This is a genomic window from Erwinia sp. L03-1, from assembly GCF_058686115.1.
Window position 1 is genome coordinate 264137 of sequence record NZ_CM178762.1, and the last position, 17795, is coordinate 281931.

Consider the following 17795-nt stretch of genomic DNA (forward strand, 5'->3'; position numbering starts at 1 on the left):
CCAATGCTATCTCTGCAAAATATCAGTGCCCACTACGGTAAAATCCAGGCGCTGCACGACGTTAGCCTGCATATTAACCAGGGCGAGATCGTTACGCTCATCGGCGCCAATGGGGCAGGTAAAACTACGCTGTTGGGCACGCTGTGCGGCGAGCCACGCGCCACCGAAGGTAACATCATTTTTGATGATAAGGTCATAACCAGCTGGCAGACCGCGCGCATTATGCGCGAGGCGATTGCCATTGTTCCTGAAGGAAGGCGCGTATTTGCCCGCATGACGGTGGAGGAAAATCTGGCAATGGGCGGTTTTTTTGCCGCTCGCCAGCAGTATCAGACCCTGATCGCGCGCGTCTATGCGCTCTTCCCGCGGTTGTATGAGCGCCGGACGCAGCGTGCGGGGACCATGTCCGGCGGCGAGCAGCAGATGCTGGCGATTGGCCGGGCGCTGATGAGCCAGCCGCGTCTGCTGCTGCTGGACGAGCCTTCCCTTGGCCTCGCGCCCATTATTATCCAGCAGATCTTCGACACCATCGAACAGCTGCGGCAGGAGGGCATGACGATTTTCCTCGTTGAGCAAAACGCCAATCAGGCGCTAAAGCTGGCCGATCGCGGCTATGTGCTGGAGAACGGTCGCGTGGTGCTGGAGGACAGCGGCGACGCCCTGCTGGCTAACGAGGCGGTCAGAAGCGCCTACCTCGGCGGCTGATTAGCCCGTCCCCCAGGGCCAGCCAGCAGGCTGGCCTTTTTACCGCAGCGTGAGCTGCATTCAGCGTCAGTGCGTCACTCTGCTGTCACCTCACCGTCATCATCCCGTTATTTTTCTGACATTTTTCCATGTCATGTTACCTGCCGGATACCTTTAGTGCGCGCTATTGCGCACCTTACCCCGGGAACAGGAAACCACTATGCCATCACGATCATTTCGTCATACTGCACTCAGCATGCTGGTGGGGCTGACCCTCAGCGGGCAGGCGTTAGCCGTAACCGAGATCCCTTTCTGGCATTCGATGCAGGGCGATCTGGGCGTAGAGGTCGATTCACTGGCTCAGCGTTTTAACGAATCGCACCCGGAATATAAAATTGTCCCGACCTGGAAAGGCAACTATGAACAGAGCCTGGCGGCGGGTATTGCTGCCGTGCGCTCGGGCAAGGCCCCGGCGATCCTTCAGGTTTACGAAGTGGGTACGGCAACGATGATGGCGTCAAAAGCCATTGTGCCAGTCTATGACGTCTTCAAAAATGCCGGGATCCCCTTTGATGAGAAGCAGTTTGTGCCCACGGTCGCCGCCTATTACAGCGACGCCAAAACCGGCCATCTGGTTTCACAACCGTTCAACAGCTCCACGCCAGTGCTCTATTACAATAAAGATGCGTTCAAAAAGGCCGGCCTGAATCCGGACAAGCCGCCAGCAACCTGGCAGGCGTTACAGCAGGATGCCGCCGCGCTGCGTAAAGCGGGAATGACCTGCGGCTACGCCAGCGGCTGGCAGGGATGGATTCAGATTGAAAACTACAGCGCCTGGCACGGCCTGCCGGTGGCGACTAAAAATAACGGCTTTGACGGCACCGATGCAGCGCTGGTGTTTAATCAACCGGCTCAGGTGCAGCACATCGCCATGCTGGAAGAGATGAACAAAAAGGGCGAGTTCAGCTACTTTGGCCGCAAAGATGAGTCCACGGCTAAATTCTATAACGGCGACTGCGGCATCACGACCGCCTCGTCCGGCTCGCTGGCTGATATCCGCCATTATGCCCGCTTTAACTACGGCACAGGCATGATGCCTTACGATGCCTCCGTTCCCCATGCCCCGCAGAACGCCATGATCGGCGGTGCCAGCCTGTGGGTCATGAAGGGCAAGGATGCTGAAACGTATAAAGGGGTCGCTGAATTTATGCAGTTCCTGGCCCAGCCGGAAATTGCTGCGGAATGGCACCAGAAAACCGGCTACCTGCCGATTACCACGGCGGCATGGGAGCTGACCCGTCAGCAGGGTTTCTATGACAAAAATCCCGGAACCGAAACCGCTACCCGCCAGATGCTCAACAAACCGCCGCTGCCGTTTACCCGGGGAATGCGTCTGGGCAACATGCCGCAAATCCGCACCCTGATTGATGAGGAGCTGGAAGGGGTCTGGACGGGTCAGAAAACGCCGCAGGCCGCACTGGATAACGCGGTACTACGCGGTAACCAGCAGCTGCGTCGTTTCGAACAGACGGTCAGGCAGTAGCCGCCTCCGCCTCCGCCCGCGGCCACGCCCACGCGCGGGCATTAAGCGCCCTTTCTCAGAGTAACGCTATGTCTTCTTCTCGCCCCGTGTTCCGTTCCTGCTGGCTGCCTTATTTACTGGTGCTGCCGCAGCTGTTGATAACGATAGTCTTCTTCCTCTGGCCTGCGGGTGAAGCGCTGTGGTATTCGGTACAGAATGTCGATCCTTTCGGCATTACCAGCACCTTCGTCGGTCTGGAAAACTTTCGCCGTCTGATCGGTGACGACAGCTACCTCGCATCATTCTCGACCACGCTAATTTTTAGCGGCCTGGTGACGGCTATCGGTCTGACGGTATCGCTGTTCTTCGCCGCGCTGGTGAACCATGTTCTGTGTATGAAGCCTGTCTGGCAGACGCTCTTTCTGCTGCCTTATGCGGTGGCCCCGGCCATCGCGGCGGTTCTGTGGATGTTTTTATTCAGCCCCAGCCAGGGTCTGGTGACGTGGCTACTGGGTCAATTCGGCTACAGCTGGAACCACGCGCAAAATAGCGGGCAGGCGATGTTTCTGGTGGTGCTGGCCTCCGTCTGGCAGCAGATGAGCTACAACTTTCTGTTTTTCTTTGCCGCGCTACAGTCAATTCCCCAGTCGCTGAACGAAGCGGCTGCCATTGATGGTGCGGGGCCGGTGCGGCGTTTTTTTCAGCTCTCCCTGCCGCTGATTACACCCGTCGGCTTTTTCCTGATGGTGGTGAACCTTGTCTATGCCTTCTTCGATACCTTCCCGGTGATTGACGCTGCAACGGGAGGCGGGCCGGTTCAGTCCACCACCACCCTGATTTATAAAATCTATCGTGAAGGATTTGCCGGTCTCGACCTCTCTTCCTCCTCCGCGCAGTCGGTGGTGCTGATGGTACTGGTGATTATTTTGACGGTGATTCAGTTCCGCTACGTGGAGAAAAAGGTGCGCTATCAATGATTGAGAATCGACGCGGGCTGACGATTTTTAGCCATATTATGCTGGTAGTTGGTGTACTGACGGTGCTGTTCCCGCTCTATGTGGCCTTTGTTGCCGCCACGCTTAACAGCAGTGAAGTCTTTCAGGTGCCGATGACCCTGATCCCCGGGCAGCACCTCTGGGACAACATTGTCGATATCTGGCATAACGGCGTGGCCCACAACAGTGCGCCCTTTGGCGTCATGCTGATGAACAGCGCCATCATGGCGCTAAGCATTACTGCCGGAAAAATCACGGTTTCAATGCTTTCAGCCTTCGCACTGGTGTGGTTTCGCTTCCCGCTGCGCGGTCTGTTTTTCTGGATGATCTTTATCACGCTAATGCTGCCCGTTGAGGTGCGCATATTTCCGGCGGTGGAGGTGATCGCCCGGCTGGATATGCTCGACAGCTACCAGGGGCTGACGCTGCCGCTGATGGCGTCGGCCACCGCCACCTTCCTGTTTCGTCAGTTCTTTATGACGCTCCCCGATGAGCTGGTTGAAGCAGCACGCATTGACGGCGCCAGTCCGATGCGCTTTTTCCGTGACATCGTGCTGCCGCTGTCGAAAACCAACCTGGCGGCGCTGTTCGTCATGACCTTTATCTACGGTTGGAACCAATATATGTGGCCCCTACTGATCGTTAACGATACCCGCCTGGGTACAGCCGTGGCGGGTATTCGTAGCATGATTGGCAGTGGGGATGGCGCGACCCATTGGAACCTGGTGATGGCAGCGATGCTGCTGACCATGTTACCGCCCATCGCTGTGGTTTTACTGATGCAACGCGCCTTTGTGCGCGGGCTGGTTGAGAGAGAGAAATAAACGATGGCAGAAGTCAGTATTCAGGCTGTAACCAAGTCCTATGATGGTAAAAATCAGATTATTCAGCCGCTTAACGTGACCATACATGACGGCGAATTTATGGTGATGGTGGGGCCATCCGGCTGCGGTAAATCGACCCTGCTGCGCATGGTGGCCGGACTGGAGCGGGTCACCAGCGGCGATATTTATATCGATGGCCAGCGCGTCACCGATCGGGAGCCGAAAGACCGGGGTATCGCGATGGTGTTTCAAAACTATGCGCTTTATCCGCATATGAGCGTCGGGGAGAATATGGCCTACAGCCTGAAAATTCGCGGCATGGGCAAAACGCATATACGCCAGCGCGTACTCGACACGGCGCGCAGCCTGGAGCTTGAGGCGCTGCTGGACCGCCGTCCACGGGAACTTTCCGGCGGACAGCGTCAGCGGGTGGCGATGGGACGGGCCATCGTCCGCGAGCCTGCCGTGTTTCTCTTCGATGAGCCTTTATCCAACCTGGATGCCCGGCTACGCGTGCAGATGCGGCTGGAGCTACAGCTGCTTCATCGTCGTCTGAACACGACCAGCCTGTATGTTACGCACGATCAGGTCGAAGCCATGACGCTGGCGCAGCGGGTGATGGTAATGAACAGTGGTGTGCTGGAGCAACTGGGTACGCCGGTAGAGATCTACGAGCGCCCGGCAACGCGCTTTGTCGCCAGTTTTATCGGCGCGCCCGCGATGAACCTGCTGGAGGGGGTGATCAATGCGTCAGGGACGCAGCTGGTGATGTCCGGTGATTTTTCTCTTCCGCTGGTGGAACAGAAAAGTGGCTGGGCAGGGCGTGCATTGACGCTGGGTATCCGCCCGGAGCATATTAAGCTCTCTACGGCATCGGCAGGTGGCCTGCCGATGGTGGTGGAGTCGCTGGAGATGCTGGGGGCAGATAATCTTGCCCATGGTCGATGGGCGGGTAGTCGTGTGATAGCACGTCTGCCGCACGATCAGCGGCCTGTGCCGGGCAGCACGCTCTGGCTTCATCTGCCGCCTGACGCGCTTCATTTCTTTGATACCAGTAACGGACAACGACTCGAATGACGTATGACATCTGGCCCTATCCTCACATTGTCGCCCACCGCGGCGGCGGTAAGCTGGCCCCGGAAAATACCTTAGTCGGTATTGATACGGCGGCCAGGCTGGGGCACAAAATGATTGAGTTTGATGCAAAGCTTTCGCTCGATGGCGAAATATTTCTGCTGCACGATGACACGCTGGACCGCACCAGCAATGGCTGGGGCCTCGCGGGGCAGCTTCCGTGGGAAAAACTTTTGCAGCTGGATGCCGGCAGCTGGTTTAGCAAGGCTTTTGCTCATGAACGGCTGCCGCTTATGGCGGAGGTTGCTGAGCGCTGCGCGAAATATCAGATGATGGCGAATATCGAGATCAAACCGACGACCGGCCTTGACGCTGAAACCGGTCATGCGGTGGCGGTGGCGGCGCGTGACTTCTGGCATACGCAGATCCCACCGCTGCTCTCCTCATTTTCCACTCAGGCGCTGGAAGCGGCAAAGCAGGCCGCACCCGAGCTTCCGCGGGGCTTGCTGCTGCATGAGTGGCGCGCGGACTGGCTCTTACTAATACAGGATCTTGACTGCATCTCCATTCATCTTAATCATAAAATTCTGGATGAAGCGCGGGTCGCGGTTTTGAAAGCGGCGGGGCTGCGCGTGCTGGTGTATACGGTGAACAACCCAGAACGGGCGCGAACGTTGTTGAGCTGGGGAGTAGATGCGATTTGTACCGATCGCATCGATCTGTTGGGGCCGGATTTTAGCTGACCCTTTTATTAAAGGGGTCTGCCAGGGCGGACGGCAGGCCCGTCAATGATCGGTTGTGGCTACGCCTTCTCTACAGACCGTCATTATTACGTTTGGCGTGAAGACTTCATTATTTTCGCGGTCATGAATGGAGGGCATGGGGGGGTGTATAATATTAAATATCCAGAGCATATTCACGCCAATAGAAGATAAATATCCTTTCAACTTTCAACTTTCAACTTTCAACTTTTTTACCTTAAATTTAACACTTTTTTCTTTCTCTTTCCCTTGAGGTTAATATTGGTATAAATTTCGTTTCCTGATATTAACTAATAGTTTCAGGTTAATATTTTTCACAAAGGGTGGGTGATCATATTGTGGCTATTCATAGCCAGAGGCGACCCGTCCGTGAAAAAGAAAACAAGCACTCCCATGCCCCACGATGCCGTATTCCGCCAGTTTTTGGCGCAGCCGGAAAATGCCCGTGATTTTATTGAAACCCACCTTCCGGTAGCGCTGCGCGAACTTTGCGATCTCAACACGCTGAAGCTGGAGTCGGGCTCATTTGTTGAGGATGATCCTGGGGTTTGGGGAGCAGCGGAACAGCGAACGCCGTTAGCATGTTTCAGTACATCTTCGGGAATGATATTGAAGGTATTATCACGAACAGCAGGAGAATGCAACAAGCGTAGCCAGTTTTCTTTTTTCTGGTAAGCGCTGAAGCGCTGTCGTTTTGGCCGTTGAGGCATAACGTGCCAGGGCAGCAATACGGGTATCCAAAACTGGCGTAATTGCTGGTAATGTCACTCCCAGGTTACGTAGTGTCTGAAGGCGGCCTATGGCCTGCACCAGTGATGTGGCATTCACTTTAGTGGGTCCGGTACGTAACTGATCGAGTAACGAATAGCGGCTCCCGGCTGGCACCGAAAGAAGCTCCAGAAGCCGTTTTGCCTGAGAGTCATCAATGCAAACTGCCAGTGAATACCCGAGCCGGTTTTCAACCCTGCTGCGTAATCGGGCTATATAGCGTCCGAGCAACGAATATCCGGGTACCAGGACTTTATGTGATAAAAGCCATCCGGTGCATCTTTCAAAAATAATACCCGGGCGACTCGTTCCGGTCCAGCATAAAGAATATAACCAGCGGGGCAGTGAAAATGCCACGCGGGTGTCAGTAAACTCCGTGTAACCCTATATTTATGTGATTTCATTTATATGTTGTCAGCGCTGCTTTCCTGAGTTATATATATTAACCTTCTCACTGTCGCTCTTAATATGCAGTTGCTCTGCCAGAAAATCAATAAATAGCAATCTTTGATGTAAATTGGCCGGTTTGTTTTTGGCTATTCAAAATGACCTGTGGCGGCGTGAGATGCACTACTATCACCGGAAATCAGTCTGGCTGGAAACTCACCATCAAAGAAAACGTCCGGCAAACCCACGTGTGCCGGACGCTGTTAAAACGCACTTATCAGAAAGGTCTGTAGGTTATTCGATACCGTACTTTTTTTCGGTCACAAATACGGGGGCTTTCCAGTTCGGGCCTTTTTTAACAAGCATTTTTTCGCCCCACTCGACAACCCCATTTCTGCGCATTTCTTCAAAAACTTTCAATAATTCTCCATTTCCAACAACATCAAATCGGTAACGAACAAAAAAATTATCCAACTGAGGATAACCAATTCCTTTTGTGGAACCAGCGAAGAACGACACGACATCGTAAACACTTTCTTTTTCAATCATAGACTTAAAATTCAGCAAACCGCCCTGTATGCAGTTTCACCCTGTCCACGCCGTCGCGGTCAATGGTGGCCCCTTTCCAGTCCAGGTTTTGAACCGGATCGCCGGCCTTGTCCGCGTTGTAGTCACGCCCGCTGTACTGGCCTTTCACGTTTGTCTCCCCATAGGGCTTGTTGAACACCGTATAGACCGGCTTCAGCCCTGAGTCCGCCGGGAACACGATGATGGTGTCCCGGATAACCTCCTCCGGTTTCGGGTAGGTCGTCACCGTCGGGCGGTCAGGCATCTGCACCGAGCCGCCGGTATGCGCCACCACCTCCGGCCCAGTCAGAATGGTCGGGCCTTCAGCCCCCGGCGCATCCGCCGGACTGGTCAGGATGGTACGCGACGGCACGCCTGCCTCTTATGAATGAATTTTAATCATGGTTTTATTGACGGAAGGTTCCATTTGAATTTAAGCGATAACATACGCAATAGAGTACAAAAAAAGATGGCAATCCAGGGGCTATAATGATTATTGATGTAATGCATTTCTCCACACATTTGGATAGAGGCGCCAAGTAAGGCAGCTGAAGCATAAATCTCCTTAGTTAATATCATGGGAATATGCCCCATCAGTACATCACGAATGATCCCACCTCCAACTGCAGATATGCCTCCCAAAAGAATAGCTAGCTCGATATTATGAGTAAGCAAGTAAGTCTTATGAGCGCCGAAGGCTGCATAGAAACCTAATCCTATCGCATCAAAAAAAAGGGTTGGCTGTGTGATTTTAAGTAACGCTTTATGAAAACTAACCCCTAATATTACAGCAAAGAAGATTACCACCAAATACTCAAAATTAATCATGCCGGCAGGAGGTAAGGAGCCGATACAGATATCACGAATGATGCCCCCTCCGCACGCTGTTACAAACGCTATGATAAACAATCCCAAAATATCCATTTTCTGATGGATTGCCGCGAGCACTCCGCTTAAAGCAAAAACAAAGGCCCCAGTTAAATCAATAGAGAAAAATAAAGCTGATTCCATATCGTCACCATAAAGTTCCTGTCTGAAATTATCATTTTACTACCTAAGTGGGGAGTAATTCTAATTTTATTTATTATTTACATTGTACATATACTCTTTGACTGCCTACGGATATTTTTTTAAAACACATTTTGATGCCCCCTATCATTGCATTGTAAATTTTCACATGGTACGTGAACGCAAGGAAAATTCTTAGTTACTTATCTAAAAAATCGATAAAAAATAAACTTTATAAAATTTGATTAAGATATACACACAGCATTATTACCAAATAACTCCAAATATTTATTTAGGTGGCTTTGTAAGTATCCCAGCTTTAGTTCCAGGCACTTTTTGAGATTTCCGGTTTCTCAGCCATCAGCCGGTATTCTTCCGGTATCAGGTTATTCAGGGACTCATGAGGTCGCTCACTGTTGTACTCATTCAGCCAGCGTTCCGTTATTTCTCGTACTTCATTCAGTGTTCTGAACAGGTAAAAATCCAGTATTTCTGTCCGAGCTTAAGCACTTTATGTCACACCATTTTAATTTAAAGATGCAAATGAATGGGCCGTTTGGGTGGGATACTTACAGCTTAAGCACTTTATGTCACACCATTTGAATTTAAAGATGCAATGCTGATTTCAGTGTATTTAATTACGGTTATCATCGAATGTGCTATTTCCGCTTTAAAAAACTTCATTGAAAAACAGCATTCATTAAATTTCTGTTAATATAAATTAATGTGAGGATTGAGAGCATGACGAGTAAAATAATTAAAGCAATTCAGGCAAAACAGGAAACATATACTGCAATTAGACGCAAAATTCATCAGCATCCAGAGTTGGGTTTTGAGGAGGTGAACACAAGCAATTTAGTCGCAAACCTATTGACGTCATGGGGTTATGAAGTCAACCGTGGGTTAGCTAAAACAGGCGTAGTGGGTACTCTGAAAATGGGTACTGGTACTAAACGTTTAGGTCTACGCGCTGATCTAGACGCCCTACCGATCCTTGAGAAGAATGATAAGCCTTGGATTAGCGCTGTTCCTGGAAAATTCCACGGATGTGGGCATGACGGTCATACAGCTATCCTATTGTGCGCTGCAGAGTATCTGGCTAAATCAAAAAACTTTGATGGTACATTACATGTAATTTTTCAACCGGCAGAAGAGTTGCTTTATGGTGGCCGTGTAATGATCGAGGACGGTTTATTTAAGAACTTTCCATGCGATAAAATTTTCGCGTTACATAATATGCCTGGTTTAAAAACTGGTGAATTCTATTTCCGAAAAGGGGCTATGATGGCCTCATCCGATACCATACATATCGAAGTAAGCGGTGTTGGTGGACATGGCGCGATGCCTGAAAAATGTGTGGATGCTGGTTTAACGGCGTGCTATATCGCAACAGCTTTACAAAGTATTGTATCCAGAAATGTTCCACCGCAGGAAGCAGCTGTTATTACAGTAGGCTGCATCCAGTCAGGGGATGCACCTAACGTTATCAACGGTAAGGCTTTGATGAAACTAACCATACGCTCCTTGCATCCCGACATTCGTACAATGTTACTTAAACGTATAACAGAGATCGCCAAGCTACAAGCAGAGAGTTTCGGAGCAACGGCCGAAGTAAAACACATAAATGGTAGCCCGGTATTAGTTAATGGGAATGAAGCAACAGAACTCGCAATTCAAGTCGCAAAAAATATGTTCGGAGAAAACAAGGTACATATTAACACTCCCCCACTTATGGGAAGCGAAGATTTTGCTTTTATGTTGGAAGAGCACCCTGACGGTTGTTATTTAGTAGTGGGTAATGGAGATGAATCTGACTGTTGCATGGTTCATAATCCTAATTATATTTTCAAAGATGAAATCATTACTCCTGCTGCTTCTTTTTGGTGTGCATTAACAGAAACGTATCTGAAATAAAAAATCATGATTTTGAGTAAACTCTATTACAGAATGTAAAGTAAAGATGAGTCTACTCAAACTCTAATGGATTTTTAACTTTATATAAATAAAGGTCTAAATATGAATTTAGATAACACTGCGACATCCGAATATCAGGGGGGCGATAAGTTAATACTAGGAATTGTATTGGGAGTTTTGACTTTCTGGTTATTTGCTCAATCAATGGTAAATATCATCCCCTCTGTCCAAAGCTCCCTTAATATTCCATTAGGATCCCTTAATCTTGCTGTTAGTTCAACAGCCCTTTTTTCTGGTTGTTTTATTGTTATTGCTGGGGGATTTTCAGATAAATGGGGAAGAGTTAAGATCACAAACATTGGTTTTATACTTAGTATAATTGGATGCCTGTGTGTGCTTTTGGCAAAAGAAGAAATTGTATTTTTGTTAGGGCGGGTTATCCAAGGAATATCGGCAGCATGCATAATGCCCGCGACCTTAGCATTAATGAAAACATACTACAGCGGAGAGGCGAGACAAAGAGCGTTGAGCTTCTGGTCCATAGGTTCATGGGGCGGTTCGGGTATATGCTCCTTAGCCGGGGGAGCCATTGCGACTTACTCAGACTGGCATTATATTTTCGTATTTTCAATTATCATCTCAATTATTGGCATGCTACTCATCAAAGGAACGCCAGAAAGTAAAAGTAAAAATAAAAATGACAATAAATTTGATTACCTGGGCTTGTTTTTTTTCATTATCGCGCTATTCTCTGTCAACCTTCTTATAACCAAGGGGGACTCGCTTGGTTGGTTTAGTCCTGTAACAATAATTTTATTTGTGGTTTTCTTAATTTCTATTTATTTTTTCTTCCATATTGATGGTAAGAAAAAAGACAAAGGGTTTATCGATTTCTCTTTATTTAAAATAAAAACATATAGTGCAGCCACAGTATCCAATTTTTTCCTCAACGCCGCCGCTGGCACGCTACTAATTTCAAGCATTTATGTACAACAGGGACGTGGCTATACATCCTTTCAGGCAGGGATGTTAACAATAGGATATTTGATTTCAGTGTTAGTCATGATAAGAGTAGGAGAGAAAATACTACAAAAAGTCGGTGCTAAAATCCCAATGCTGATCGGTTCGGTAATTGCCATGGCGGGGATCGCCGTAATGGCGTTAACCTTCTTATCTAACATTATGTATATTATCGCCGTTTTTATTGGCTATATTCTCTTTGGAATTGGTCTGGGTATTTACGCTACCCCTTCCACAGATATCGCCGTATCAGCGGCACCGGTAGATAAAGTAGGCGTAGCTTCCGGGATCTATAAAATGGCGAGTTCATTAGGCGCGGCTTTTGGCTTAGCTATTGCTTCTTCTGTTTACACCGTTCTGGCCCCAACAGGGATATCAAAAGCAGCTTCAGCTGGTTTATTGGTAAATGTAGTTTATTGTTTACTCGCGTTATTTTTCATCATTGTTATGATGCCTAAACGCCAGGAGTAATACTTAAACTTAGAGCAATAAATATAGCTTATCAAGCATCCGGTAAACTAATGCCACCTTAAAAGTGGCATTAGTTTATTTGGTAGGCAAACAACTCAATATCATCTTGCTGCTGAGCATGGTGTGCCAGAAAAGGATAATCGCGGAAAGTACAATAGTGGTCAGATTTTGGCAATCTGGCCATATGCTTACCTGGCCACAATTCAAGTTCCCCAAGCGATGAAAGGGAAATACCCTCAACAATATGTGGCAACATCAGAGCAAGAGGCGTAGCGGTTTCACCAGGGATAGGCGTCGGGAACCGAGAATCGCCCGTATCATAATTACGGGTAAGGACGAGGAATTTCTCAGGCAGATAACGCCTGCTATCACACAGTTGCCGGTCATCATCAAAGTGTTCGCGGGTTTTCTGAGCAGAGACGGCCCCCAGTTCATGCAATGCCTCCCGAAGTATGGTGGGCATTGCATGATTAAATTCAGCCGTAGAGGAAACGGCGGAGAAAATAACAGGAGTATCTGCACAAAAATATATTCCCGGCAGATACTCCATCAATATTAGTTGCTGTTCTGCTGCACCGGAGGTTGAGTATTGCTTCCCGGCTGCGATTTTAAAATACGCTGCGAAGCGCTGTTACGCTGCTCCTGAACTTTACGCTGTAGATCCTGGCTCTGGCGCTGCTGATCGGCCTGCAGCTTGAGCTGCTGCTGAGCCTGCTGCGTCTGCATCTGGGATTGAACGCGCTGCGTGCTCGGGTTATACCCCGGCTGATTGGGATCGTTGGTGTTGTTTAGCATATTTGCCATGCCGCTTAGCGGTGCCAGTGCGGCAAAAATGATTAGCCATTTCATAAAACGCCCTCCTTGTTTCGATACCTAATTATATCCCAGACATACCTGCGTCACTCCAGGAGTTGACTGATTTAGACGAGACTTCGCCTTTTCTGTTATTTCGTGCACACTTAGCCTGGGTAAATAAACGTAAATAATAATGTTAAGGGGTATAAATGAGCAGACAGGGCATGATGGGGCGGTTTGCAGGATCGCTGATAGTGAGTGTGTTATTTTTACAGGGCGCAACGGCCGCTCCTGCGGCAGCGCCCGTTTCTTATGGCGTGGAAGCGGATACGTTCCACCCGGTTAAGGAACAGCACGGGATGGTATCGTCGGTTGACGCCCTGGCAACCCAGGTAGGCGTGGACATTCTAAAACAGGGCGGTAACGCCGTTGATGCCGCCGTTGCCGTAGGCTATGCGCTGGCGGTGACCCACCCTCAGGCTGGAAATCTTGGTGGCGGGGGATTCATGCTGTTGCGCACCGCCTCCGGACACACCACGGCCATCGATTTCCGCGAAATGGCACCGACCCATGCCAGCCGCGATATGTTCCTTGATGCTCAGGGTAATGCCGACAGTAAAAAATCGCTGACTTCGCCCCTGGCCTCCGGCGTTCCCGGTACGGTTGCAGGCCTGGCGCTGGCGAATAAAGAGTACGGTACGCTGCCGCTCAGCCGCCTGATCGCACCGGCCATTGCGTTAGCCAGTAAAGGGATTGTGGTTGACGAAGCGCTGGCAGACGATCTTAACGTCTATGGCAAAGAGGTGTTGATAAATCATCCCAACAGTAAGGCAATCTTTTACCGCCCGGATGGAACGCCCTGGAAGCGTGGCGAAACGCTGGTACAGCGAAATTTGGCGCACAGCCTGACGCTGATTGCGAGGCAGGGACCTGAAGCCTTTTATAAAGGTGAAATAGCCGACCAGATCGCCAGTGAAATGGCGGCCCACGGTGGCCTGATTGGCAAGGCGGACCTGGCGAACTACCGGGCCATTGAACGCAAGCCCATCAGCGGCACCTACCGTGGATATGAAGTCTATTCCATGCCGCCGCCGTCCTCTGGCGGGATCCATATCGTGCAGATCCTGAACATTCTCGAAAACTTCGATTTGGCGAAAATGGGCTTCGGAAGCGCAGATGCAATGCAGGTGATGGCCGAAGCAGAAAAATATGCCTACGCCGATCGCTCTGAATATCTTGGCGATCCCGACTTCGTTAAGGTGCCGTGGCAGGCGCTGACCAGCAAAGCATATGCTAAATCGCTGGCGCAGAAAATTGACGTGAATAAGGCACGGCCTTCCGCAGAAATAAAGCCGGGCAAGCTGGCCCCCTACGAGAGCAACCAGACCACTCACTTCTCCGTCGTGGACAAGCAGGGGAATGCGGTGGCGGTCACCTACACCCTGAATACCTATTTTGGCAGCGGGATCGTCGCGGGCAACAGTGGCATCCTGATGAATAATGAGATGGATGACTTCTCCGCTAAACCGGGCACACCGAACGTTTATGGCCTGGTCGGCGGTGAAGCCAACGCCGTACAGCCTTATAAACGACCGCTATCATCTATGTCACCGACCATCATCGCGAAGGGAGGGAAAACCTGGCTGGTGACGGGCAGCCCTGGCGGCAGCCGCATCATTACCACCGTGCTGCAAATGGTCGTGAACAGTATTGATTTCGGCATGAACGTCGCCGAAGCGACCAATGCACCCCGATTCCACCATCAGTGGTTGCCCGATCAGCTGCGCGTGGAGAAAGGATTTAGCCCTGATACGTTGAAGCTGCTGGAAGCCAGAGGACAGCATGTGAAAGTCATGCCAACCATGGGCAGCACCCAGAGCATTATGATCGGCCCGGACGGTATACTCTATGGCGCCTCCGATCCGCGCGCGATTGATGACCTGACGGCCGGGTATTAACCTAACTCCTGCCGAATGACGTGCTCATTTCTGCCAAACGGGTACGTCTGACCAACAGCGACGGCGTCCGGATTGCCGTCGCTGCTCTTTTACCTCACCGGCAGAAGAGAAGCGACCCGAAGGACTTACTTCTTCAGGCGGGCCATATAGAGGGCATCGGTCTGCTGACCGTTGCGTACGGCGAAGCGTCGTGCAAGCCCTTCGGTTTCAAAACCAAAATGCTGATACAGCGCGATCGCACGGGCGTTATCCGCAAACACCGTCAGCTCAATACGATCGACGCTCAGCCAGTTATCGCAGAGATTAATCATCTCCTGCATTAATGCCCGTGCAACGCCCTTCCCGCGATGATGAAAATCCACGCACAGACCAAAGGTAGCGGAATGGCGACGCCGCGCCCGCTGGTAAACCTCCAGGGTGAGATCGCCCACCACCTGACCATCAATACAGGCCACCAGCCGCTGCGTGCCAGGAGGAGTATTTTCCACGCGTTCCTGCCACAGCTTGAGTGAGGGGTGAGGAATTTGCAGCGTGTCGGCATAGGTTTCTGGCTGGCTCAGGATGCGATGCAGGGCGGCGGCATCGCCACTCAGGGCATGACGAATCACAATCTCACTCATTTTATCTCCTTTTTTAAACGGGTAATTCCCTTAAACATCAGGGGCATTGACAATAAAATCAAGAAAAATACTTTACAGACGCGAATGATAATGATTATTATTGTCATGCGTTTTCGACATGGGCTTCACGGACCGGTCGGAAAAGCACGACATTGCTCACATTGCTTCCGGTATTACTTAGCCAGCTCGGGTGCTGGCTTTTTTTTTGCCCGTCATTTCTCCACATCAAAATGCCTGAAAAGCACGGCTTTACTCTGTCGAATTATTTGAACAGAGAAGACAATTTTCTCCGCTATCAACCTGTTCATAACCGGTGCAGACTGGCTTAAAATATTGAAGAGGATTGAATATGATCTATATACGTAAGGCACAGGAGCGCGGGCACGCTAATCACGGCTGGCTGGACAGCTATCACACCTTCTCCTTCGCTAATTATTATGACGCTGATTTTATGGGCTTCTCGGCGCTGCGGGTTATTAATGAAGATGTGATCGATGCCGGACAGGGCTTTGGTACCCATCCGCACAAAGATATGGAGATCCTCACCTACGTGCTCTCCGGTACCGTTGAGCACGAAGACAGCATGGGCAATAAAGAGCAGATCCCGGCGGGTGAGTTTCAGATTATGAGTGCCGGTACCGGCGTGCGTCACTCTGAATACAACGCCAGTGAAGAGGTACCGCTGCACCTGTATCAGATCTGGATCATCCCGCAGGAAACCGGGATTGAACCGCGATACGCACAGCGCCGTTTCGATGACGTACAGGGACGTCAGCTGGTGCTGTCACCGGATGCGCGCGACGGTTCGCTGAAGGTTTTTCAGGACATGACGCTCTCTCGCTGGGCATTTAAACCGGGCGAGCAGGGGAGTGCTACGGTAGATGCGGGTCGTCGCATCTGGATCCAGGTGGTCAGGGGTGATGTCACCGTTAACGGCGCGGCGGCATCTACCAGTGATGCGTTTGCCATCTGGGATGAGGAACTGCTGAGCATCAATGCCGCCAGCGAGGCTGAAATCCTGCTGTTCGATCTCCCTCCTGTCTGATCCGTCACACTTTGGGCGCGGTTATCCGCGCCCTGCACCGTTTTCCCTTCAGTTTTGTTACACTCACCCTATCTCCCTCCATGACCTGATATAACCATGAAGAAAAAAAGACCGGTGCTACAGGATGTTGCCGATCGCGTGGGCATCACCAAAATGACCGTGAGCCGCTATCTGCGCAACCCTGAGCGGGTTTCTGCCGCCCTGCAAATCCGCATTGCTGAAGCGCTGGATGAGCTGGGCTACATTCCTAACCGGGCGCCGGACATTCTTTCAAACGCCACCAGCAGGGCGATTGGCGTACTGCTGCCCTCGCTGACTAACCAGGTATTTGCCGATGTACTGCGCGGTATTGAAGCGGTTACCGATGCGGCGGGTTACCAGACCATGCTGGGCCACTTTGGTTACAGTCCTGAAAAGGAAGAGCTGCAAATCCGCTCGCTGCTGGGCTGGAATATTGACGGGCTGATTCTGAGCGAACGCACCCATACCCCAGCGAGCCTGCGCATGATCGAAACGGCAGGCATACCGGTGCTGGAGATGATGGACTGCATCTCTCCCTGTGTGGATATGGCAGTCGGTTTTGACAACGTTGAGGCCGCCCGCCAGATGACGCGGGCCATTCTGCATAAGGGACACCGCAATACGGTCTATCTGGGCGCCCGGCTGGATGAGCGTACCCTGCTTAAGCATCAGGGCTACGAGCTGGCGATGCGGGAAGCTGAACTGACCCCACGCAGCGTGATGATGGAAGAGGCGTCATCGTTCTCAATGGGCGGCCTGCTGTTAAAAGAGGCTCAGACACGCTATCCCGATGCCGACAGCCTGTTCTGTACCAATGACGATCTGGCAGTCGGCGCGATGTTTGAATGCCAGCGGCAGGGATTACGCGTACCGCAGGATATGGCGATTGCGGGTTTTCACGGACACGATATTACCCAGGTAGTCACCCCGCAGTTAGCGACAGTCATGACCCCGCGTGAGCAGATGGGAAAGGCGTCGGCTGCGCTGCTGCTGGCGAGGATCCGCGGTGACCACGCCGAGGCGGAGCCGATAAATGTGGGCTTCACCCTTTTCGAAGGGGGCAGCATTTAACCCCCGTTGTTGATTCCTGTGCCTGAAGGGGCAGCATTAAGCTGCCCACCTGTCGGTCTGATTTATCTGCGAATAAGCTGCCTACCTGTCGGTCTGATTTATCTGCGAATAGCCTGCCCCCCTGCTGCTTTGATCCTTTGTGCGAAATTGTTCCTAAACTGTCAATTGTTTGAACCACTTCACAGATACCAGCTTTTTCCTCCACAGCTGTTGCCCTGGCAGGCGCGCCACCAGACAATGTTACCGATAACACCCAGAACCTGATTGCGAACTGTGAATCAGCCGGGTCA

At 51.0% G+C, this 17795-nt stretch carries 18 protein-coding genes and 2 pseudogenes; 12 read left to right on the forward strand and 8 right to left on the reverse strand.

The window, feature by feature from the left end:
* Positions 1-3 precede the first annotated feature (3 nt).
* The 7 genes and pseudogenes from livF to AC4PCC_RS01145 all read left to right on the forward strand — a co-directional run.
* Positions 4-705, forward strand: a complete 702-nt coding sequence (gene livF, locus AC4PCC_RS01115; protein ID WP_492126140.1) for a high-affinity branched-chain amino acid ABC transporter ATP-binding protein LivF — start codon at positions 4-6, stop codon at positions 703-705.
* A gap of 199 nt (positions 706-904) precedes the next feature.
* A complete protein-coding gene (gene ugpB / locus AC4PCC_RS01120; RefSeq protein WP_492126141.1) occupies positions 905-2227 on the forward strand; it encodes a sn-glycerol-3-phosphate ABC transporter substrate-binding protein UgpB in 1323 nt (440 codons plus the stop codon).
* A 68-nt stretch (positions 2228-2295) separates the two neighbouring features.
* Positions 2296-3183, forward strand: coding sequence for a sn-glycerol-3-phosphate ABC transporter permease UgpA (ugpA, locus tag AC4PCC_RS01125; RefSeq protein ID WP_492126142.1), 888 nt, complete (start codon positions 2296-2298; stop codon positions 3181-3183).
* Positions 3180-4025, forward strand: a complete 846-nt coding sequence (ugpE, locus tag AC4PCC_RS01130; RefSeq protein WP_492126143.1) for a sn-glycerol-3-phosphate ABC transporter permease UgpE — start codon at positions 3180-3182, stop codon at positions 4023-4025. The genes ugpA and ugpE overlap by 4 nt, the downstream gene beginning before the upstream one ends.
* A 3-nt stretch (positions 4026-4028) precedes the next feature.
* Complete coding sequence (locus AC4PCC_RS01135; RefSeq protein ID WP_067699961.1) at positions 4029-5102, forward strand: sn-glycerol-3-phosphate import ATP-binding protein UgpC; 1074 nt, start codon at positions 4029-4031, stop codon at positions 5100-5102.
* Positions 5099-5842, forward strand: coding sequence for a glycerophosphodiester phosphodiesterase (gene ugpQ / locus AC4PCC_RS01140; protein ID WP_492126144.1), 744 nt, complete (start codon positions 5099-5101; stop codon positions 5840-5842). The genes AC4PCC_RS01135 and ugpQ overlap by 4 nt, the downstream gene beginning before the upstream one ends.
* Before the next feature lie 387 nt (positions 5843-6229).
* Positions 6230-6400: pseudogene (locus tag AC4PCC_RS01145) on the forward strand (Rpn family recombination-promoting nuclease/putative transposase); the annotation flags it as partial.
* An 81-nt stretch (positions 6401-6481) separates the two neighbouring features.
* Here AC4PCC_RS01145 and AC4PCC_RS01150 read toward each other — a convergent pair.
* The 5 genes and pseudogenes from AC4PCC_RS01150 to AC4PCC_RS01170 form a co-directional block, all read right to left on the reverse strand.
* A complete protein-coding gene (locus AC4PCC_RS01150; protein ID WP_492126145.1) occupies positions 6482-6985 on the reverse strand; it encodes a DUF4158 domain-containing protein in 504 nt (167 codons plus the stop codon).
* A gap of 324 nt (positions 6986-7309) precedes the next feature.
* Positions 7310-7564, reverse strand: coding sequence for a hypothetical protein (locus tag AC4PCC_RS01155; protein ID WP_492126146.1), 255 nt, complete (start codon positions 7562-7564; stop codon positions 7310-7312).
* A 4-nt stretch (positions 7565-7568) separates the two neighbouring features.
* A complete protein-coding gene (locus tag AC4PCC_RS01160; protein ID WP_492126147.1) occupies positions 7569-7955 on the reverse strand; it encodes an S-type pyocin domain-containing protein in 387 nt (128 codons plus the stop codon).
* A gap of 26 nt (positions 7956-7981) precedes the next feature.
* Positions 7982-8593, reverse strand: coding sequence for a trimeric intracellular cation channel family protein (locus tag AC4PCC_RS01165; RefSeq protein WP_492126148.1), 612 nt, complete (start codon positions 8591-8593; stop codon positions 7982-7984).
* A gap of 316 nt (positions 8594-8909) precedes the next feature.
* A pseudogene (locus tag AC4PCC_RS01170) lies at positions 8910-9089 on the reverse strand (integrase core domain-containing protein); the annotation flags it as partial.
* 242 nt (positions 9090-9331) lie between these two features.
* On the opposite strand from AC4PCC_RS01170, the gene AC4PCC_RS01175 reads away from it, so the two are divergent.
* Together AC4PCC_RS01175 and AC4PCC_RS01180 are read left to right on the forward strand one after the other, a co-directional pair.
* Positions 9332-10504 carry a M20 aminoacylase family protein gene (locus tag AC4PCC_RS01175; RefSeq protein ID WP_492126149.1) on the forward strand — a complete coding sequence of 391 codons (1173 nt, stop codon included), beginning with the start codon at positions 9332-9334 and terminating at the stop codon, positions 10502-10504.
* Between the two features lie 102 nt (positions 10505-10606).
* Positions 10607-11995: an MFS transporter gene (locus AC4PCC_RS01180; RefSeq protein ID WP_492126150.1), complete on the forward strand. Its 1389-nt coding sequence runs from the start codon at positions 10607-10609 to the stop codon at positions 11993-11995.
* 70 nt (positions 11996-12065) lie between these two features.
* On the opposite strand, the gene AC4PCC_RS01185 is transcribed toward AC4PCC_RS01180, so the two are convergent.
* Positions 12066-12545 (reverse strand): DUF4056 domain-containing protein, encoded by a 480-nt coding sequence (locus AC4PCC_RS01185; RefSeq protein WP_492127605.1) that lies wholly within the window; start codon positions 12543-12545, stop codon positions 12066-12068.
* 5 nt (positions 12546-12550) lie between these two features.
* Positions 12551-12844: a DUF2756 domain-containing protein gene (locus AC4PCC_RS01190; RefSeq protein ID WP_067699951.1), complete on the reverse strand. Its 294-nt coding sequence runs from the start codon at positions 12842-12844 to the stop codon at positions 12551-12553.
* A gap of 170 nt (positions 12845-13014) precedes the next feature.
* On the opposite strand from AC4PCC_RS01190, the gene ggt reads away from it, so the two are divergent.
* Positions 13015-14748 (forward strand): gamma-glutamyltransferase, encoded by a 1734-nt coding sequence (gene ggt / locus AC4PCC_RS01195; RefSeq protein WP_492127606.1) that lies wholly within the window; start codon positions 13015-13017, stop codon positions 14746-14748.
* A 125-nt stretch (positions 14749-14873) separates the two neighbouring features.
* Here ggt and AC4PCC_RS01200 read toward each other — a convergent pair whose 3' ends face one another.
* The gene (locus tag AC4PCC_RS01200; protein WP_492126151.1) at positions 14874-15368 is read right to left on the reverse strand and encodes a GNAT family N-acetyltransferase; all 495 of its coding nucleotides are present in this window, start codon (positions 15366-15368) and stop codon (positions 14874-14876) included.
* A gap of 349 nt (positions 15369-15717) precedes the next feature.
* Between AC4PCC_RS01200 and AC4PCC_RS01205 the strand changes: the two genes are divergently transcribed.
* Positions 15718-16413: a pirin family protein gene (locus AC4PCC_RS01205; protein ID WP_067699941.1), complete on the forward strand. Its 696-nt coding sequence runs from the start codon at positions 15718-15720 to the stop codon at positions 16411-16413.
* Between the two features lie 96 nt (positions 16414-16509).
* Complete coding sequence (gene gntR / locus AC4PCC_RS01210) at positions 16510-17505, forward strand: gluconate operon transcriptional repressor GntR (RefSeq protein ID WP_492126152.1); 996 nt, start codon at positions 16510-16512, stop codon at positions 17503-17505.
* Positions 17506-17795: the final 290 nt, after the last annotated feature.